Raw genomic sequence first — 15,576 nt, 5'->3', positions numbered from 1 at the left:
ACATTGGTACACATGACGACGCACACCGCGCCCCAAGAGGCGCAGCTCCAGGAACACTTCGACGACACCATCGACCGGGACCAGCGGATCGAGCCCCGGGACTGGATGCCCGAGGGCTACCGCAAGACCCTGATCCGGCAGATCGCCCAGCACGCCCACTCCGAGATCATCGGCATGCAGCCCGAGGGCGAGTGGATCACCCGGGCGCCCTCGCTGCGCCGCAAGGCCATCCTGTTCGCCAAGGTGCAGGACGAGGCCGGCCACGGCCTGTACCTGTACTCGGCGGCCGAGACGCTGGGCGCCGACCGCGCCGACCTCACCGAACGGCTCATCTCCGGGCGGCAGAAGTACTCCTCGATCTTCAACTACCCGGCGCTGAGCTTCGCCGACGTCGGCGTGATCGGCTGGTTCGTCGACGGCGCCGCGATCTGCAACCAGGTGCCGCTGTGCCGCAGCTCCTACGGCCCCTACGCCCGGGCGATGGTCCGGGTGTGCAAGGAGGAGTCCTTCCACCAGCGGCAGGCCTACGAGCTGCTGATGACGCTGATGCGCGGCACCGAAGCCCAGCGGGCGATGGTGCAGGACGCCGTCGACCGCTGGTGGTGGCCGTCCCTGATGATGTTCGGCCCGCCGGACGACAACTCGCCCAACTCCGCCCGGTCGATGGCCTGGCGGATCAAGCGGCACTCCAACGACGAGCTGCGCCAGCGCTTCGTCGACATGACGGTCCCGCAGGCCGAGCACCTCGGTGTCGTCCTGCCCGACCCCGAGCTGCGGTGGAACGAGGAGCGCGGCCACCACGACTTCGGCCGGCCCGACTGGGCCGAGCTCCAGCGGGTGATCAGCGGCGACGGACCGTGCAACACGGAGCGCGTCGCCCGGCGCCGCACGGCGCACGAGAACGGTGCGTGGGTGCGCGACGCGGCCGTCGCGCACGCCGCCAAGCAGGCCCGCCGGGCCGGGGAAGGACGGGCGGCATGAGCAGCACGTGGCCCCTGTTCGAGGTGTTCGTGCGCGCCAAGCGCGGGCTGAACCACGTGCACGTGGGTTCGCTGCACGCCGCCGACGAGGACATGGCCCTCACCAACGCTCGGGACCTCTACACCCGGCGCAACGAGGGCGTGAGCATCTGGGTGATGCGCAGCGACGGGATCAAGGCGTCCACGCCCGGTGAGAAGGACCCGTTCTTCGCCCCGAGCGGCGACAAGGTCTACCGGCACCCGACCTTCTACGAGATCCCGGACGACGTCCCCCACATCTAGCCGCGACACCCGTAGGCACCGCACCGAACAGGAACCCTCATGAGTGACGACCACGTGTACCCGACCCTCGACGACGGGTCCTCCTCCGACGCGCAGTGGGCCTTCGGCACCGGCTTCGAGGATCCCCTGCACGGTGTGGACACCACGCTGCCGGCCGGTGTCGACGGCGCCGAACTCGCCGCGTACTGCCTGGCGCTGGGCGACGACGCGCTCGTCCTCGCCCAGCGCCTGGCCCAGTGGTGCACCCTGGCCCCGGAACTGGAGGAAGAACTGGCCCTGGCCAACATCGGCCTGGACCTGCTCGGCCAGGCCCGGCTGCTGTACACCCGGGCGGGCCAGGCCGACGGGACGGGCCGGACGGAGGACGACTTCGCCTACTGGCGCGAGGCGCACGAGTTCTCCTGCGTGCAGCTGGCAGAGCTGCCCGGCGGCGACTTCGCTTTCTCGATGGCTCGGCTGACGGCGTTCGCCACCTGGCGCCTCGCACTGTTCGAGAGGCTCACCGGTGCGGTGGACCCGCTGCTGGCGGCGGTCGCGGCCAAGGGCGTCAAGGAGCTGGCGTACCACCGCCAGTACGCCGCGCGGTGGGTCGTCCGCCTCGGCGACGGCACCGACGTCTCCCGGGAGAAGATGCAGCGTGCCCTGGACGAGGTGTGGCCCCACCTCGGGGAGCTGTTCGCCTCCCACCCCACGGAGCGCCGCGCGGTGGCCGGCGGCTTCGGGGTCGACCCCGGGGAGCTGCGCCGGGAGGTGGAGGCGACGCTGCGCGAGGTCGTCGACGCAGCCGGTCTGACGGTGCCCCCGATCGGCGAGGCCGAGGCCCTGGGCCGGGACGGCGGTCACACCGAGGCGCTCGGAGTGCTGCTGGACGAGCTGCAGAGCGTGGCCCGCGCCCACCCGGGGGCGTCGTGGTGAGCGCACCGTACGACCTGGAGCCCGCCCGGGCTCGCACCCGCGCGAGGCAGGCCGCCGAGGACGTGCCCGATCCCGAGCTGCCGATGCTGACCCTCGCCGATCTCGGCGTCCTGCGCGACGTCGAGATCGGGGCGGACGGCACGGTGATCGCGAGCCTCACTCCGACCTACTCCGGCTGCCCGGCCATGGCGGAGATGCGGGCCGGCGTGGCCGCGCGCCTGCGAGCGGCCGGCTTCCCTGACGTCGAGGTCCGCACCGTGCTGGACCCGCCGTGGACGACCGACTGGATCACCGCCGAGGGCCGGCGCAAGCTCGCCGAGCACGGCATCGCCCCGCCCGGGCCGGCGCCGCGTCACACGGGCGGGCCCGTGCTGCTTGAGCTGTCCCCCACCAGGAGCACCGTGCGGTGCCCGCGCTGCGGCTCGCCGGACACCGAGGAGACCGCCCGCTTCGCCGCCACCTCGTGCAAGGCCCTGCGGCGCTGCCGTAGCTGCCTCGAACCGTTCGAGCACCTGAAGGAGATCTGATGGCCATCGCCGACATCGCGACGCCCCGGCGGGGCCGCACCAGGCCCGCCTTCCACCCGCTGCGCGTCGCCGGCGTCGAGGCGCTGTGCGACGACGCCGCGGCCGTCACCTTCGAGGTGCCGCCGGAGCTGGCCGAGCAGTTCGCCTTCGCCCCCGGGCAGTCGCTGACCCTGCGCCGGGAGGTGGAGGGCCGCGACGAACGCCGCTCCTACTCGATCTGCGCCCCGGTCGGCGATGCCCCGAGGATCGGGGTACGGGTGGTCCCCGGCGGCCTGTTCTCCTCCTGGCTGGTGCACGAGGTCCGCCCCGGCGACGTGGTGCAGGTGATGGTGCCCACCGGCTCGTTCACCCCGGACCTGTCACGGCCCGCCCACCACGTCCTCGTCGCGGCCGGCTCGGGCATCACGCCCATGGTGTCGATCGCCGCCTCCGTACTGGCCGACCCGGACGCCACGGTCACCCTGTTCTACGGCAACCGCCGCACCGACACGGTGATGTTCAGCGACGAGCTCGCCGATCTCAAGGACCAGTACCCCGACCGCTTCCAGCTCGCGCACGTCCTGTCGCGCGAACCGCGCGAGGCCGCCCTGCTGTCCGGGCGGCTGGACGGCGAGCGGCTGCGGGCGCTGATCGACGCGCTGGTGGACGTCGAGGACGCCGACCACTGGTGGCTGTGCGGGCCGCACCGGATGGTCGAGGACGCGCGGGAGCTGCTGGCCTCGCTCGGCGTCAGCGAGGACCGGGTCCACCAGGAACTGTTCTACGCCGACGACGTCGCCCCCGCGCCCGTGCGGCACGAGGACCAGGTGCCGGACGGCCCCACCAGCCGGGTCACCCTGGTCCTCGACGGGCGGGAGACGGAGGCCGACCTGCCGCGCGGCCGCACCGTCCTGGACGGCGCCCAGAAGGTCCGCCCCGACCTGCCGTTCGCCTGCAAGGGCGGGGTCTGCGGCACCTGCCGCGCCCTCGTCGTGGACGGCGAGGTCGAGATGCGCCGCAACTTCGCCCTCGAACGCACCGAGGTGGACGCCGGCTACGTCCTCACCTGCCAGAGCGTCCCGGTGACCGACAAGGTGGTCATCGACTTCGACTCCTGACCACCCCACCAAGCCGCGAGCGGGGCGGGCGGCGCCGGTCCACGGCACCACCCGCCCCGTCGGCATGCCCTCGTGGGGCGGCCCGGGCAGCCGGCCTCACGGTTCCACCCCGCGCGCGTACTCCCGCGCGACCCGCCGGACCTCCGCCACCGCGGACGACAGGTCGTCGCTCCTGGTGCACAGCGAGAGCGGGGTCGGCTCGATGTCGGCCACGGGGACGAACACCACGTCGGGTCGGCGGTGGACCTCCGCCACGAGAGCGCCCGTGATCGCCACGGCCTCCCCGGAGGCGACCACTTCCAGGAGCTCGGTGATCGTCCGCACGGAGGGCCCGTAGGACACCGGCCTCCCGCTGGGGCGCGGATCGCAGGCCCACCAGCGCACCCACTCGGGATCGGCCTCGTCGTCGGTGACGTGCGGTTCGTCGTCCAGGTCGCCGAGCGAGACCGACTCCCGGCCGGCCAACCGGTGCGTCGCCGGCAGCGCGACGACGCGCGGCTCGTGGAACAGCACGTCGAACCGCAGACCGGTGGCGTCCGCGACCGGCGGGCGCATGAACGAGGCATCCACCCTTCCGTCGCGGACCGCCGAGGCCTGCTCGGCCCAGGCGAGCTCGACCAGCTGGACCGAGGACGCCGGGCCGCCCCGGCGCAGCCGGTCAAGCAGCGGGCGGAAGTGCGGGCCGGTGGCGGCGGAGATGAAGCCGATCCGCAAGGTGCCCGCGCACTCGCGACGGTAGGCCTCCACGGCGGACATCGCCCGATCCGCGGCGGCGATCGAGGCCCGCGCGTGGACGAGGAAGCGCTCCCCGGCCGCCGTCGCGCGCACCGGATGCGCCGAGCGGTCGACCAGGTCCACCCCGAGCCCGCGTTCGAGCTTGCGGATCTGCTGGCTGAGCGCCGGCGTGCTGATGAAGAGGCGCTGCGCGGCCCGGCCGAAGTGTCCCTCGTCGACGACCGTGACCAGCAGACGCGCCAAATGCAGGCTGAATTCCATGTCGCTGTCCTCCAGCGTCCTCGAAACCCGCCCGGGGATCCACCCACAAGCGCGTTAACCAATTGTCTAACGCACCTGGAGAAATGTGTCATGGACCACACGGGCGGGAGGCGTGAGAGTGGCCACACCACGGAACGGACCGATGAGAGGAGCCCACGGTGAGCCGCTATGAGCAGGAGTTCGTGACGATGTTCGCCGGGCTGGAGAAGCAGCTCGAAGGCATCGAGAACCCGCGTCACCGCGCGATCCTGAAGAACTACCGCCTGCACGGCCTGCTGGAGGTGTCCGGGCGCTACCAGGAGCTGCTGGCGCCGGACATGACCGTCGAGCACCCCCAGTACCGCCTGCACGAGGGCGGTCAGTCGATCGTCCTCGACGGGATGCCCGAGGTGACCGCGTTCTACGAGTCGCTGGTCGCGGCCAACGCGCTGGTCATGTGGGTGGCCGACCAGGACATCGCGGTCAACGACCGCGGCTTCTCCGGCGAGGTCGTGTTCAACGCGTTCGTCCCGGCGCCCATGCTCGGCGAGAGCGCCTTCGGCAACGTGCGGGCCGGCGAGGACCCCGGCGAGATCTACCTGCTGCGCCGCACCCTCGCCTTCGTCTGGCCCTACGACGAGCGGGGCCGCCTGATCGGGGAGCACGTCTACGAGGACGCCGCCTCCCGCGTCATCACCCAGCCCGACCCGGCCGACATCATCACCGCCGAACGCGCCGCGCAGCTGCTCGCTCCGGAGATCGACAAGGTCCTGCCGTAGCCGTGGGCGGGGCCGGCTTCCCCACCAGGGCCGGCCCCGCCACGCCCGCCCTCGACCGGGCGGTCAAGGACACCCAGGGTCCCCGGCGGATCCTCAATCCGGGCAAGGCAACGGCGCATCAGCCGGAAGGGACGTGACGATGGAACCGGTCGTCCACATCGGACAGAGGTCGGTCAGGGGTACTGCGGCGGAAGGGGTCCGGATCTTCCGGGGCATCCCGTACGCGGCGACGCCCAAGGGCGCGGACCGCTTCGCGGCGCCGCGGCCCGCGGACTGGGAGGGCGAGTTCGACGCGCGCGCCTTCGGGCCGACCGCGCCGCAGCTGAACCCGGCCGACATCCCCGGGATGCCCGAGCTGAGCGGGCTGCTCGGCTCCGGCTGGGACCGCGGCGAGGACTACCTCAACCTCAACATCTGGACCCCCGGGAACGCCACGGGCGGCGGCCTGCCGGTGATGGTGTTCGTCCACGGCGGCGCCTTCGTCGGCGGCTCCGGCCGGCAGGCCAGCTACGGCGGTACCCGCTTCGCCCAGGACGGCGTGGTGCTGGTGACGGTCAACTACCGCCTCGGCATACCCGGCTTCCTGCGGCTGCCGGGCGCTCCGGACAACCGCGGGCTGCTCGACCAGATCGCCGCGCTCCAGTGGGTGCGCGAGCACATCGCGGCCTTCGGCGGCGACCCGGACAACCTCACGCTCTTCGGGGAGTCCGCCGGCGCGCTCAGCGTGGGCGCGCTGCTCGCCGCCGCCCCGGCGGGCCTGTTCCGCCGCGCCATCAGCCAGAGCGGCGGCGCCTCGCACGCGCTGACCCCCGCGCAGGCCGAGCGGGTGACCGCGGTGTTCGCCGAGAAGCTCGGGGTGCCCGCGACGGTCGAGGCCTTCAGTGCGATCCCCGACGAGACCCTCATCGAGGTGGCGGGCGGGTTCGTCGCACCCCCGATCGACCTCACCGTGGACGGCGTGCGCGACCCCCTGATGGGAATCAGCCGGCTGGGCCCGGTGATCGACGGTGACCTGCTCACCGGACAGCCCGTCGACGCGGTCCGGGCCGGCGCCGCCGCCGGCGTCGACGTGCTCGCCGGGTCGAACCGCGACGAGATGAACCTCCCGCTCATCGCCTTCCCGGCCCCGGAGCCGACCGAACCGCTGGTGCACGCCGTGGCCGGCACGCTGCACCCCGACCCGGCCGCCCTGATCGACGCCTACCGCGCCGCCGGCCGGGGCAGCACCCCGCTCGAACTCCTCAGCGCCATCGGCACGGACTACCTGTTCGCGGTGCCCACCGTGCGCCTCGCCGACGCCCACGCCCCGCACCCCGGCGGCACCTGGCGCTACGAGTTCACCTGGTCCTCGCCCGCGTACGACAGCACGCTCGGCGCCTGCCACGGCCTGGAAATCCCCTTCGTGTTCGACACCGTCGACCGCGTGGACTACGGGGCACTGGAAGTCCCTTCGCAGGACGAGTCGGTGCGCGAGCTCGCCGGGCGGATGCACGCGAGCTGGGTCGCCTTCGCCCGGGACGGCGACCCCGGCTGGCCGCGCTACACGCCCGAGGCACCCGTGGTGCAGCGGATCGGCACCGAGTGGAGCACCACGACGGCGGCGGACGGGCCGGAGCGGAAGCTCTGGCACGGCGTCCGCTGAAGGTTCACCGCGCCGGGGCGGTCTCCGGCGTCCCGGCGGATCGAACCCGCGCTCCGAAACGCGACAACGGTGTCGCTCCCCCGGCACGACCGCCATCGACGCGCTGAACGGCTGCCTCACGCTTCGCGCGCCGCCTGCTCTCCGCCGTGCATCGGCCGGGGTAGGCGGCGACCAGCTCCGGAACATCGCGGGCCAACGTGTCCCACGGCATGGCGGCTGCATCCTCCACGACCTCCGGGTCGCCACGTCACCGTGCAACCGGCCACCGCGATCGACTGCGCCCGACCGCTCCGCATCGGATGGCGGTAGGACCCCAGGGCGGATGCCGCCCCGCCCGCTTCCGGACCTGGGACATCGTCTCTCCGGACTCGCGGTCAGCGGCATCGCCGCCAGGCCGGCCCGCTCGCCGCGGCCACTATGCTCGCGGGGTGAGCGCTGGAACCGTGAAGAGCCTGAGCCGAGGGCTCGACGTGCTGCTGGAGGTCGCCGCCCTGGAACAGGGGGCGACCTCGACGGAGGTGGCCGAGCGGCTCGGACGCAACCGGGTGCAGGTGGCCCGGAGCCTGCACAGCCTGGAGGCGGCCGGCCTGCTCGACCGCGACGCCCGGACCCGCGCCTACGGGCTCGGCTGGCGGCTGCGTACCCGGGCGGTGCTCGCGGCGCGGGCGCGGCTGATGGTGGAGGGGCCGCGGATCCTGCGCGAGGTGGTGGAGGCGACGGGTGTCAGCGCCTTCCTCGCCGAGGTGCGCGGGGACGGCGCGGTGGCGATCCTGGAGGACGTCCCGTCGGGGCTGTCCTGGGTGGGGCGTTCGTATCCGCTGTACTGCGACGACGCGGGCCAGGCGCTGCTCTGGGACTGCACCCGCGAGGAGCTGGAGACGGTGTTCGCGGGCACCGAGTTCATCGCCCACGGCCCGCAGACCCCCGACGGGGTGGCCGAGTTCGAGGCGCGGCTGCTCGCGGCCCGGCTGCGCGGCTACGCGGTCGTGGACGGCGAGTCGCAGCCGGGGGTGTTCGCGGTGGCCGCCCCGGTGAAGGACTTCTCCGGTCAGATCGTCTGCGCCCTGCACACCCAGGGCCCGTCCGAACGCCTCGCGCCGCTGGCCGCGTCACACGGCGAGATCATCAGGGGGTCGGCCGAGCGGCTGTCCGCCCTGCTCGGCTGGAGGCCCTGACCTCCAGGGCGTGCGCGGCGCCCAGGACCGACTCCGCGATCTCCGTCGAGCGCCCGGCCAGCCGGAACCGGGGCACGGCGATGCTGAGCGCCGCGACGACGGCGCCCGAGCCGTCCCGGACGGGGGCCGAGAAGTCGACCACGTCGTGCTCGAACTCCCGGTCGGCGACGACGATTCCGGCGGTCCGGTCGGCCGCGTTGCGGGCCGCGAGCGCCGGCACGTCGCGGACGGCCAGCGGGCCGCCGCCGACGAACTCCATCGCGCCGAGCAACGCGGTGAGCTCCTGCTCGGTGTGGTCGATCAGCAGCGCCCGCCCGGGTCCGGTGCACCAGACCGGGGTCACCGCGCCGGGCGTCGCGGCCACCGAGGAGGACCAGTGGCTGGGCTGTGCCTCCACGGTGAGCGCCACCGCGCCCGAACGCACCGAGAGCCAGGCCGGCTCGTGCCAGCGGGACACCAGCGCGCGCAGCAGCGGGCGTGCCGCCCCCAGGAGTCCGGCGTCGCCCGCGGACGCGGCGAGCGCGAAGTAGCCCGGGCCGACGCGCCAGCCGCGCCCCTGCCCCTCCCGCTCGACCAGGCCGAGCGCGGCCAGGTCCTTGAGCATGCGGGAGATCTGCGCCTGGTCGAGGCCGAGCCGTTCGGCGAGCTGGGCATTGCCGGGGTAGCCGGTCGCGCCCACCTCGGCGGCCAGCACCGCGTCGAGGAGATCCAGGCCGCGGTCGAAGGTCGAGGTCATGGCGCACAGCTTAGCGCGATCAAAGTGTTCATCAACTATTGACGATTATGAACGTCACTGCCCATGATGGCGAGCACACCGGCTCCGGGCGCCGTCCTGGCCCCGCCGGTCCCACGCCCCTCCGGGCTCCCCCGCCACGGCCGGCGCCCCGCCCCCGCCGGTACCCCCACCCTCAAGGAACCGATATGACATCGGTCGACTCCACCGCGCCCCCTCGCGGGTTGCGGCGCCTCGATGTGCTGGCCATGCTGCTGTGCGCGATCGTGGGCCTCGACACGCTCGGCTCGGTCGCCGCCAACGGCCCCGAGGGCCTGACCTGGATGGCCGTGCTCGGCCTGCTCTTCTTCGTGCCGTACGGCCTGATGATCGCCGAACTCGGCTCCGCCTTCCCCGCCGAGGGCGGCCCCTACGTCTGGACCAAACTGGCCTTCGGCCGCTTCGCCGCCGGCATCAACCAGGTCTTCTACTGGATCAACAACCCGATCTGGCTCGGCGGTTCGCTGTGCGTCGTGGCGATCACGACGTTCGAGACCTTCTTCCACCCCCTGCCCGGTGCCTGGAAGTACCTCGCCGGCGCCGTCTTCATCGGAGCGGCCGGACTCGCCGTCCACTCCCCGGTGGCGGTCGGCCGCTGGGTCCCGATCGCCGGCGCCCTCGCCCGGGTGGCCCTGCTCGGCCTCTTCGTCGTCTCCCTCGTCGTCTACGCCGTGCGCAACGGCCTGCAGCCGCTCTCGGCCGGCGACTACGCCCCCACCTACCTCGGACTCGTCGCCCTCACCCCGGTCATCGTCTTCAACTACATGGGCTTCGAGATCCCGAGCGCGGCCGCGGGCGGGATGGCCGACCCCAAGCGGGACGTGCCCGCCGCGCTCCTGCGCGGGGGCGTGGGTTCCGCCGTGCTCTACGGCGTCCCGATCCTCGGAACCCTGCTGGTCCTGCCGCGCGACCAACTCGGCTCGCTGACCGGGTTCATCGACGCCTGCCGCGCCGTCTTCACCGTCTACGGCGGACACGTCGCCGAGGACGGCACGGTCGTGCTGACCGGAGCCGGTGCGCTGTTCGCCAAGCTCGCGGCGGCCGGTCTGATCGTCGGACTGCTCACCAGCGGGACGGCTTGGGCGATGGGACTCAGCCGGGCCCAGGCGGTGGCCTGCGCCGACGGCGCCGGACCGCGCTGGCTGGGCGTGACCGACCGGCACGGCACCCCGACCCGGATCAACCTGGTCTCCACCCTGGTCGCCGCCCTGGTGATGGTCCTCGCGCTCAGCCTCAGCTCCGGTGACGTCCAGGCGTACTTCACCGCCGGGATCAGTCTGGCGATCTCCGCCACCGCCATCTCCTACCTGCTCACCTTCTCCTCCTTCATCGCCCTGCGCCGCCGGTACCCGCACGTCGAGCGGCCCTACCGGGTGCCGTTCGGCGCCCTCGGCGCATGGACGGCGACCGTGCTGACCGTCGGCACCATGGCCTTCACCGTGCTCGCCCTGATCTGGCCGGGCCTGGGCGTCGGCTGGTTCGGGACCGCGGGCGACCCGGCCGACTACCTCCCCTCCGGCTTCGAGGGGCGCCGCGCCGCGTACACGGCCAGCCAACTCGTCCCGGTCGCCCTGATCCTCCTGCTCGGCTGCGCCTTCTACGCGCTCGGCACCCGCCGGCGCCGCGAACTACCGGCCCCCACCCTCACCGTGCCCGCCCCCTCCGACCGAGGAGTCACCGCAGATGTCCCGTCCTGAACCCGCCCGGACCACGGCCGCCCGCCCCGCCGCGCTCCCGGACCACGCCGAGATCGTCGTCCTGGGCGGCGGTACGGCCGGCTGCGTCGTCGCCGGACGCCTCGCCGAGCGCCACCGGGTCCTGGTCCTGGAAGCGGGCCCCGACTACGGTGCCGACTTCGGCGGCTGGCCCGCCGACCTGCTGGACGCCAGCACCCTTCCCACCTCCCACGACTGGGGCTACCGGGGCGCCGGCCTCACCTTCGACCGCTGCCGGGTGATCGGCGGCTGCTCCACCCACAACGGCTGCACCCAGAGCGCTGGTTGGGAGGGTGACTACGACGCCTGGGCGGCCGCCGGCCTGACCGGGTGGGACTCCGTCTCGCTCGCCCCGCTGTTCGACCGGGCGGCCAAGACGCTGCGCTTCCGGACCTACCGCGACGACGAGATCCAGCCCTTCCAGCGCGCGTTCATCACCGCGGGCGCCGCCCTCGGCATCCCCGTGCGCCACGACTTCGACCGGCTCGACGGGGGGATCGGCATCGGCTGCGCGCCGGTGAACATCACCCCCGGCGGCGTCCGCTTCAACACCGCCTTCGGCTACCTGGACCCGGTCCGCGACAACGGCAACCTGACCGTCGTCGGCGGCGTCAAGGCCGACCGCGTCATCCTCGACGGCGGGCGGGCCGTCGGCGTGGAGGTCCGCACCGAGGACGGCGCACGGCACCGGATCAGCGCCGGTCTGGTGGTACTGAGCGCCGGCGCCTACGGCAGCCCCGAGGTGCTGCTGCGCTCCGGGATCGGCCCCGCCGGGCACCTCGCCGAGACCGGCGTGCCCCTCCAGCACCACCTGCCCGGGGTCGGCGAGAACCTGCACGACCACCCGTCCGTCCACCTGGAGTTCGCCGCCTCCGAGCGGCTCACCGCCGACCTGACCGAGTTCGCCAGCACCAGGATGCTGCCGGACGAGCAGGCCATCGCCAAGCTCCGCTCGCCGTACGCCGGCGCCGACGCCCCGTACGACCTGCACGTCTACCCGTGGGTGGAGCGCGACGCCACGCTGCCCACCGGCTGGCGCGTCTTCCTGCCGGTGGGCCTGCTGAACCCCCGCTCCCGGGGCACCGTGCGGCTGCGTTCGGCCGACCCGGACGCGCTGGCCGCCGTCGACCACGCCTACCTGAGCCACCCGGACGACGTCGCGGCGCTCGCCCACGGCGTGCGGTGGGTCCAGCGGCTGGACCTCTCCGACTACCTGGGCACCCCGCTGCTCACCCCCGACGCCGACGCCGACCTGCCCGCCTGGATCAAGTCCCACCACCAGCACTACTGGCACCCCGCCGGCAGCTGCCGGATGGGCCCGGCCGGCGACCCGGGCGCGGTCGTCGACCACACCGGAAAGGTGCACGGCCTGGACGGCCTGTACCTCGCGGACGCCTCGATCTTCCCCGACGTCCCCCGCGCCACCCCCGCCTTCCCCACCACCGTCGTCGGCGAGCGGATCGCCGCCTTCCTCCAGGAGACGCTGTGACCCCCACCGCCACCACCCGGACCTTCACCGACATCACCGACCCGCGCACCGGCGAGGTCTACGACCGCGTCCCCGTCGCCACCCCCGAGGAGGTCGACGCCGCCGTGCGCACCGCCGCCGAGGCCTTCGACGGCTGGCGCCGCCTCACCCCGGCCCGCCGTCAGGACGCCCTCCTCGCCCTCGCCGACGCCATCGGCGCCCGGGCGACCGACCTCGCCGAGGCCGAGTGCCGCAACACCGGCAAGGACTTCACCGAGGTGTTCGAGGACGAGATCTCGACCGCGATCGACACCTTCCGGTTCATGGCCGGCGCCGCGCGCGGAGCCCACGGGCCCGTGGCGGGAGAGTACGTCGAGGGCCACACCTCGTCGCTGCTCCGCGAGCCGGTGGGCGTCTGCGTGCTGATCGCGCCGTGGAACCACCCGCTCGGCTCGGCGGTCGACAAGCTGGCCCCGGCGCTGGCGACGGGCAACACCGTCGTCCTCAAGCCGGCCGAGACCACCCCGATGACGGCCCGGATCCTCGGCGAGATCTGCGCGGACGTCCTGCCGCCGGGCGTGGTCACCGTGGTCTGCGGCGACCGCGACACCGGCCGGGCCCTGGTCACCCACCCCGTCCCCGCCCTGGTCTCGCTCACCGGCAGCACCAGGGCCGGCCAGGAGGTCACCGCCTCCGCCGGCGTCAAGCGGCTCCACCTTGAGCTCGGCGGTGACGCGCCCGCCGTGGTGCTCGCCGACGCCGACCTGGTGCGGGCCGCCGACGGGATCGCCGAGGCCGCGTTCTACAACGCGGGCCAGGACTGCACCGCCGCCTGCCGGGTGCTGGTCGCCGAGGAGGCGTACGACCGGATGGTCCTGCTGCTCGCCGACCGGGCGGCCAAGGCCGAGGTGCCCCCGCTCAACAGCCGCGCCCACCTCGACCGCGTGAACGCCTACCTGACCGGACTGCCCGAGCACGCCACGGTCGTCGCGGGCGGCGGCCCGGCGAAGGGGCCGGGCTTCTTCTTCCAGCCCACGGTGGTCGCCGGCGTGCGGCAGGACGACGCGATCGTGCAGGAGGAGGTGTTCGGCCCGGTCCTCACCGTCCAGCCCTTCACCGACGAGGACCACGCCGTCGCGCTCGCCAACGACGTCCCCTACGGCCTGGCGGCCTCGGTGTGGACCCGCAACGGAGCGGCCGGCGCCCGCCTCGCCGCCCGCATCGACGCGGGCACCGTCTGGCTCAACTGCCACAGTGTGTACGCCACCGAGATGCCGCACGGCGGCTTCAAGCAGTCCGGCTACGGCAAGGACCTGTCGACCTACGCGCTCGACGCCTACACCCGGGTCAAGCACGTGATGGCCGCCGTCGACTGATCGCGCCAGGTCCCTGAAGCCCCGCCGTCCGGCTCGGCGGGGCTTCAGGGGTTCTACGCGCAGCGGGCCAAGGAGGAGATGGCCGGGCGCAGCCTCGGCCGATCGCCGAGCACCCGGCACGCTCCGATTCGCCCTCGGCACGAGCCCCTACGAGGCCGGTGGCCGGGTGGCCGCCCGCCGGACGGTGCTGGACGGGCACGGAGTTCACCTGGGCCGACCTCGGCACGCCGCCCGGCCACACGGTCTCGCGTCCCGTCGGTGTCACCACGGTCCGCGCCTCCGCCGGCGCGGGCACCCGCCCCTAGGTGCCGTTGTAGCTGCAGACGGTGATCGACACGGGGTGGTACAGGCGCACGTCAGTGACGGGGGCGTCGCGGTAGCGCAGGGGCGGGAGCGGTTTTGCGGCCGGCCTGGCGGCGTGGAACTGGCGACCGCCGTCGTCGGGGATGTTGCCGGGCTTCTCTGTGCCGGCGTGGACCAACTAGCCTGGCGCGCATGGCCTGTAGCGCCGTATCGCGCGACCCGTGGCGCGGTCCGGGTGCGAGAGGCGGCCCAGGCGGTAGCGGTTCAGCAGGCGATGAGCGGTGGCCGGGTTGAGCTTCAGCAGGTAGGCGGTGCGGGCCGGCCCCGCCGCCGCAGGACGCGAGCCTTGATGTGCCTCTTCGACGAACTGCATCAGGCGAGTTCGTCAATCAGCCAGTCGAGCTGCCCGGTGATGGAGCGAACGAGCGGGTGGTCCGGGCCGAGGATCCGCCGGTAACCGGAGAGGCAGCTCTTCAGGATCTCCGCTGCTTCCTGCCGACTGCCTACGTCGACCAGGACGTTGGCAAGGTTGTGTCGGGCCTGGAGGGTACTCGGGTGGCCTTCGCCGTGCCGACGGACGGTACTGACCTCCACCTCACGCAGCACGACGGCCGCTTCCTCGTACCGGCGCCTGGCGTGGAGCACGGCTGCAAGGTTGTGGCGAATGGAGAGCGTTTCGCCATCGCCCCGCCCGCCGGTGCTCTCGTACGAGGCCAGAACCGCGCTCAGCACTCGCTCCGACTCGTCGAGGCGGCCGAGCCGGCACAGGACCGCGCCGAGATTTGCACGCGCGGTGAGAAGCGCGTCGTGGTCGCCCTCGACCTGCCGTTCGAGACGATCGATCAGATCACGCAGCTCTCTCTCGGCCTCTGCCCACCGGCCCGCCATCGTTAGCGATGCCGTGTACTCGTTCGCGTCTTCCAGGGTGTCGGGATGGTCCGGCCCGAGGCCGCGCCTACGCCGTTCGAGCACGTCCCTGCGCAATGCGACGGCTTCCGGCACGCGATGCAGATCTTCCAGAACGTCGGCCAGGTGGGCCGCGCTGTCGAGCGTGTCCGGATGATCACGGCCGAGGAGCGAGGCCCGGCTGGTCCAGACGCTCCTCCACACCTCCTCCGCCGTCCCCAGCTCCCCCAACTCCCGGATCAGCTCGGCCAGGGCGGCCGCAGTCGCCAGGGTCTCCGCGTGCTCGAATCCCAGCATCCGCGTTTGCTCTCGCACGAGGTCCATCAAGCGCTCGCGGGCCTCCTCCCGGCGTCCCTTCATGTGGCCGAGCACCACGGCGTACTCACGAAGCGCCGCCTGCGTCTCCGGGTGATCGGGCCCCAGTTGCGTCCGGGCGGCGTAGGCACTCAGCCCGTAGTAGCCGGCGGGAGAAATGGGAATCCGGGATATCTCCTCCTCCGCTCCGTCCGGTCCGATCCTTGTGAGGATCCATTCGCCTGCCGGCGGAAGCTCACCCTCGGCTTCGGCTTCGTGTTCCGGCTCGGGAACGGGCTCGGCCTGGTCGTCGGAAGTCTTCGAATGGCGCTGCCACCATCGAGCCATATCGGGTCGGTTCCCCTCTCCC

The 15,576-nt window shown here is 73.1% G+C and carries 14 protein-coding genes; 11 read left to right on the top strand and 3 right to left on the bottom strand.

The window, feature by feature from the left end; all coding sequences use genetic code 11:
• Nucleotides 1-12 precede the first annotated feature (12 nt).
• The 5 genes from paaA to paaE are packed head-to-tail and all read left to right on the top strand — an operon-like array spanning nt 13 to nt 3,801.
• On the top strand, nt 13-981 hold the full coding sequence (gene paaA / locus ACF1AK_RS18685) for a 1,2-phenylacetyl-CoA epoxidase subunit PaaA (protein ID WP_391499871.1): 969 nt from the start codon (nt 13-15) through the stop codon (nt 979-981).
• Nucleotides 978-1,262 carry a 1,2-phenylacetyl-CoA epoxidase subunit PaaB gene (gene paaB, locus ACF1AK_RS18680; protein WP_391499870.1) on the top strand — a complete coding sequence of 95 codons (285 nt, stop codon included), beginning with the start codon at nt 978-980 and terminating at the stop codon, nt 1,260-1,262. Before paaA ends, paaB begins: the two co-directional genes overlap by 4 nt.
• Nucleotides 1,263-1,301: 39 nt before the next feature.
• A complete protein-coding gene (paaC, locus tag ACF1AK_RS18675; protein ID WP_391499869.1) occupies nt 1,302-2,177 on the top strand; it encodes a 1,2-phenylacetyl-CoA epoxidase subunit PaaC in 876 nt (291 codons plus the stop codon).
• Entirely contained in the window at nt 2,171-2,704 is a 534-nt protein-coding gene (paaD, locus tag ACF1AK_RS18670; RefSeq protein WP_391499868.1) for a 1,2-phenylacetyl-CoA epoxidase subunit PaaD, read from the top strand. The genes paaC and paaD overlap by 7 nt, the downstream gene beginning before the upstream one ends.
• Nucleotides 2,704-3,801: a 1,2-phenylacetyl-CoA epoxidase subunit PaaE gene (gene paaE, locus ACF1AK_RS18665; protein ID WP_391499867.1), complete on the top strand. Its 1,098-nt coding sequence runs from the start codon at nt 2,704-2,706 to the stop codon at nt 3,799-3,801. The genes paaD and paaE overlap by 1 nt, the downstream gene beginning before the upstream one ends.
• 96 nt (nt 3,802-3,897) lie before the next feature.
• Here the strand turns inward: paaE and ACF1AK_RS18660 are convergent, their stop codons facing one another.
• Nucleotides 3,898-4,797, bottom strand: a complete 900-nt coding sequence (locus ACF1AK_RS18660) for a LysR family transcriptional regulator (protein WP_391499866.1) — start codon at nt 4,795-4,797, stop codon at nt 3,898-3,900.
• 158 nt (nt 4,798-4,955) lie between these two features.
• Between ACF1AK_RS18660 and ACF1AK_RS18655 the strand changes: the two genes are divergently transcribed.
• From ACF1AK_RS18655 to ACF1AK_RS18645, 3 genes are all read left to right on the top strand, one after another.
• Nucleotides 4,956-5,555: a hypothetical protein gene (locus tag ACF1AK_RS18655; protein ID WP_391499865.1), complete on the top strand. Its 600-nt coding sequence runs from the start codon at nt 4,956-4,958 to the stop codon at nt 5,553-5,555.
• A 139-nt stretch (nt 5,556-5,694) separates the two neighbouring features.
• Complete coding sequence (locus tag ACF1AK_RS18650) at nt 5,695-7,197, top strand: carboxylesterase/lipase family protein (protein WP_391500107.1); 1,503 nt, start codon at nt 5,695-5,697, stop codon at nt 7,195-7,197.
• A gap of 428 nt (nt 7,198-7,625) precedes the next feature.
• Entirely contained in the window at nt 7,626-8,372 is a 747-nt protein-coding gene (locus ACF1AK_RS18645) for an IclR family transcriptional regulator (RefSeq protein ID WP_391499864.1), read from the top strand.
• Here the strand turns inward: ACF1AK_RS18645 and ACF1AK_RS18640 are convergent.
• Nucleotides 8,323-9,108: an IclR family transcriptional regulator gene (locus tag ACF1AK_RS18640; protein ID WP_391499863.1), complete on the bottom strand. Its 786-nt coding sequence runs from the start codon at nt 9,106-9,108 to the stop codon at nt 8,323-8,325. The two genes, ACF1AK_RS18645 and ACF1AK_RS18640, sit on opposite strands and share 50 nt — an antisense overlap.
• Nucleotides 9,109-9,293: 185 nt before the next feature.
• Between ACF1AK_RS18640 and ACF1AK_RS18635 the strand changes: the two genes are divergently transcribed.
• From ACF1AK_RS18635 to ACF1AK_RS18625, 3 genes are read left to right on the top strand one after another with little or no spacing between them, the layout of a single operon-like run.
• A complete protein-coding gene (locus tag ACF1AK_RS18635) occupies nt 9,294-10,841 on the top strand; it encodes an APC family permease (RefSeq protein ID WP_391499862.1) in 1,548 nt (515 codons plus the stop codon).
• Nucleotides 10,828-12,348 (top strand): GMC family oxidoreductase, encoded by a 1,521-nt coding sequence (locus ACF1AK_RS18630; RefSeq protein ID WP_391499861.1) that lies wholly within the window; start codon nt 10,828-10,830, stop codon nt 12,346-12,348. The genes ACF1AK_RS18635 and ACF1AK_RS18630 overlap by 14 nt, the downstream gene beginning before the upstream one ends.
• Nucleotides 12,345-13,703 carry an aldehyde dehydrogenase family protein gene (locus ACF1AK_RS18625; RefSeq protein WP_391499860.1) on the top strand — a complete coding sequence of 453 codons (1,359 nt, stop codon included), beginning with the start codon at nt 12,345-12,347 and terminating at the stop codon, nt 13,701-13,703. Before ACF1AK_RS18630 ends, ACF1AK_RS18625 begins: the two co-directional genes overlap by 4 nt.
• 675 nt (nt 13,704-14,378) lie before the next feature.
• Here ACF1AK_RS18625 and ACF1AK_RS18620 read toward each other — a convergent pair.
• On the bottom strand, nt 14,379-15,554 hold the full coding sequence (locus ACF1AK_RS18620) for a tetratricopeptide repeat protein (RefSeq protein WP_391499859.1): 1,176 nt from the start codon (nt 15,552-15,554) through the stop codon (nt 14,379-14,381).
• Between the last annotated feature and the right edge of the window lie 22 nt (nt 15,555-15,576).

The sequence above is a fragment of the Kitasatospora sp. NPDC015120 genome, from assembly GCF_043080305.1.
Classification (GTDB): Bacteria; Actinomycetota; Actinomycetes; order Streptomycetales; family Streptomycetaceae; genus Kitasatospora.
Note: the sequence above shows the minus strand (reverse complement) of the source record. Positions and strands in the feature narration are given on the sequence as shown.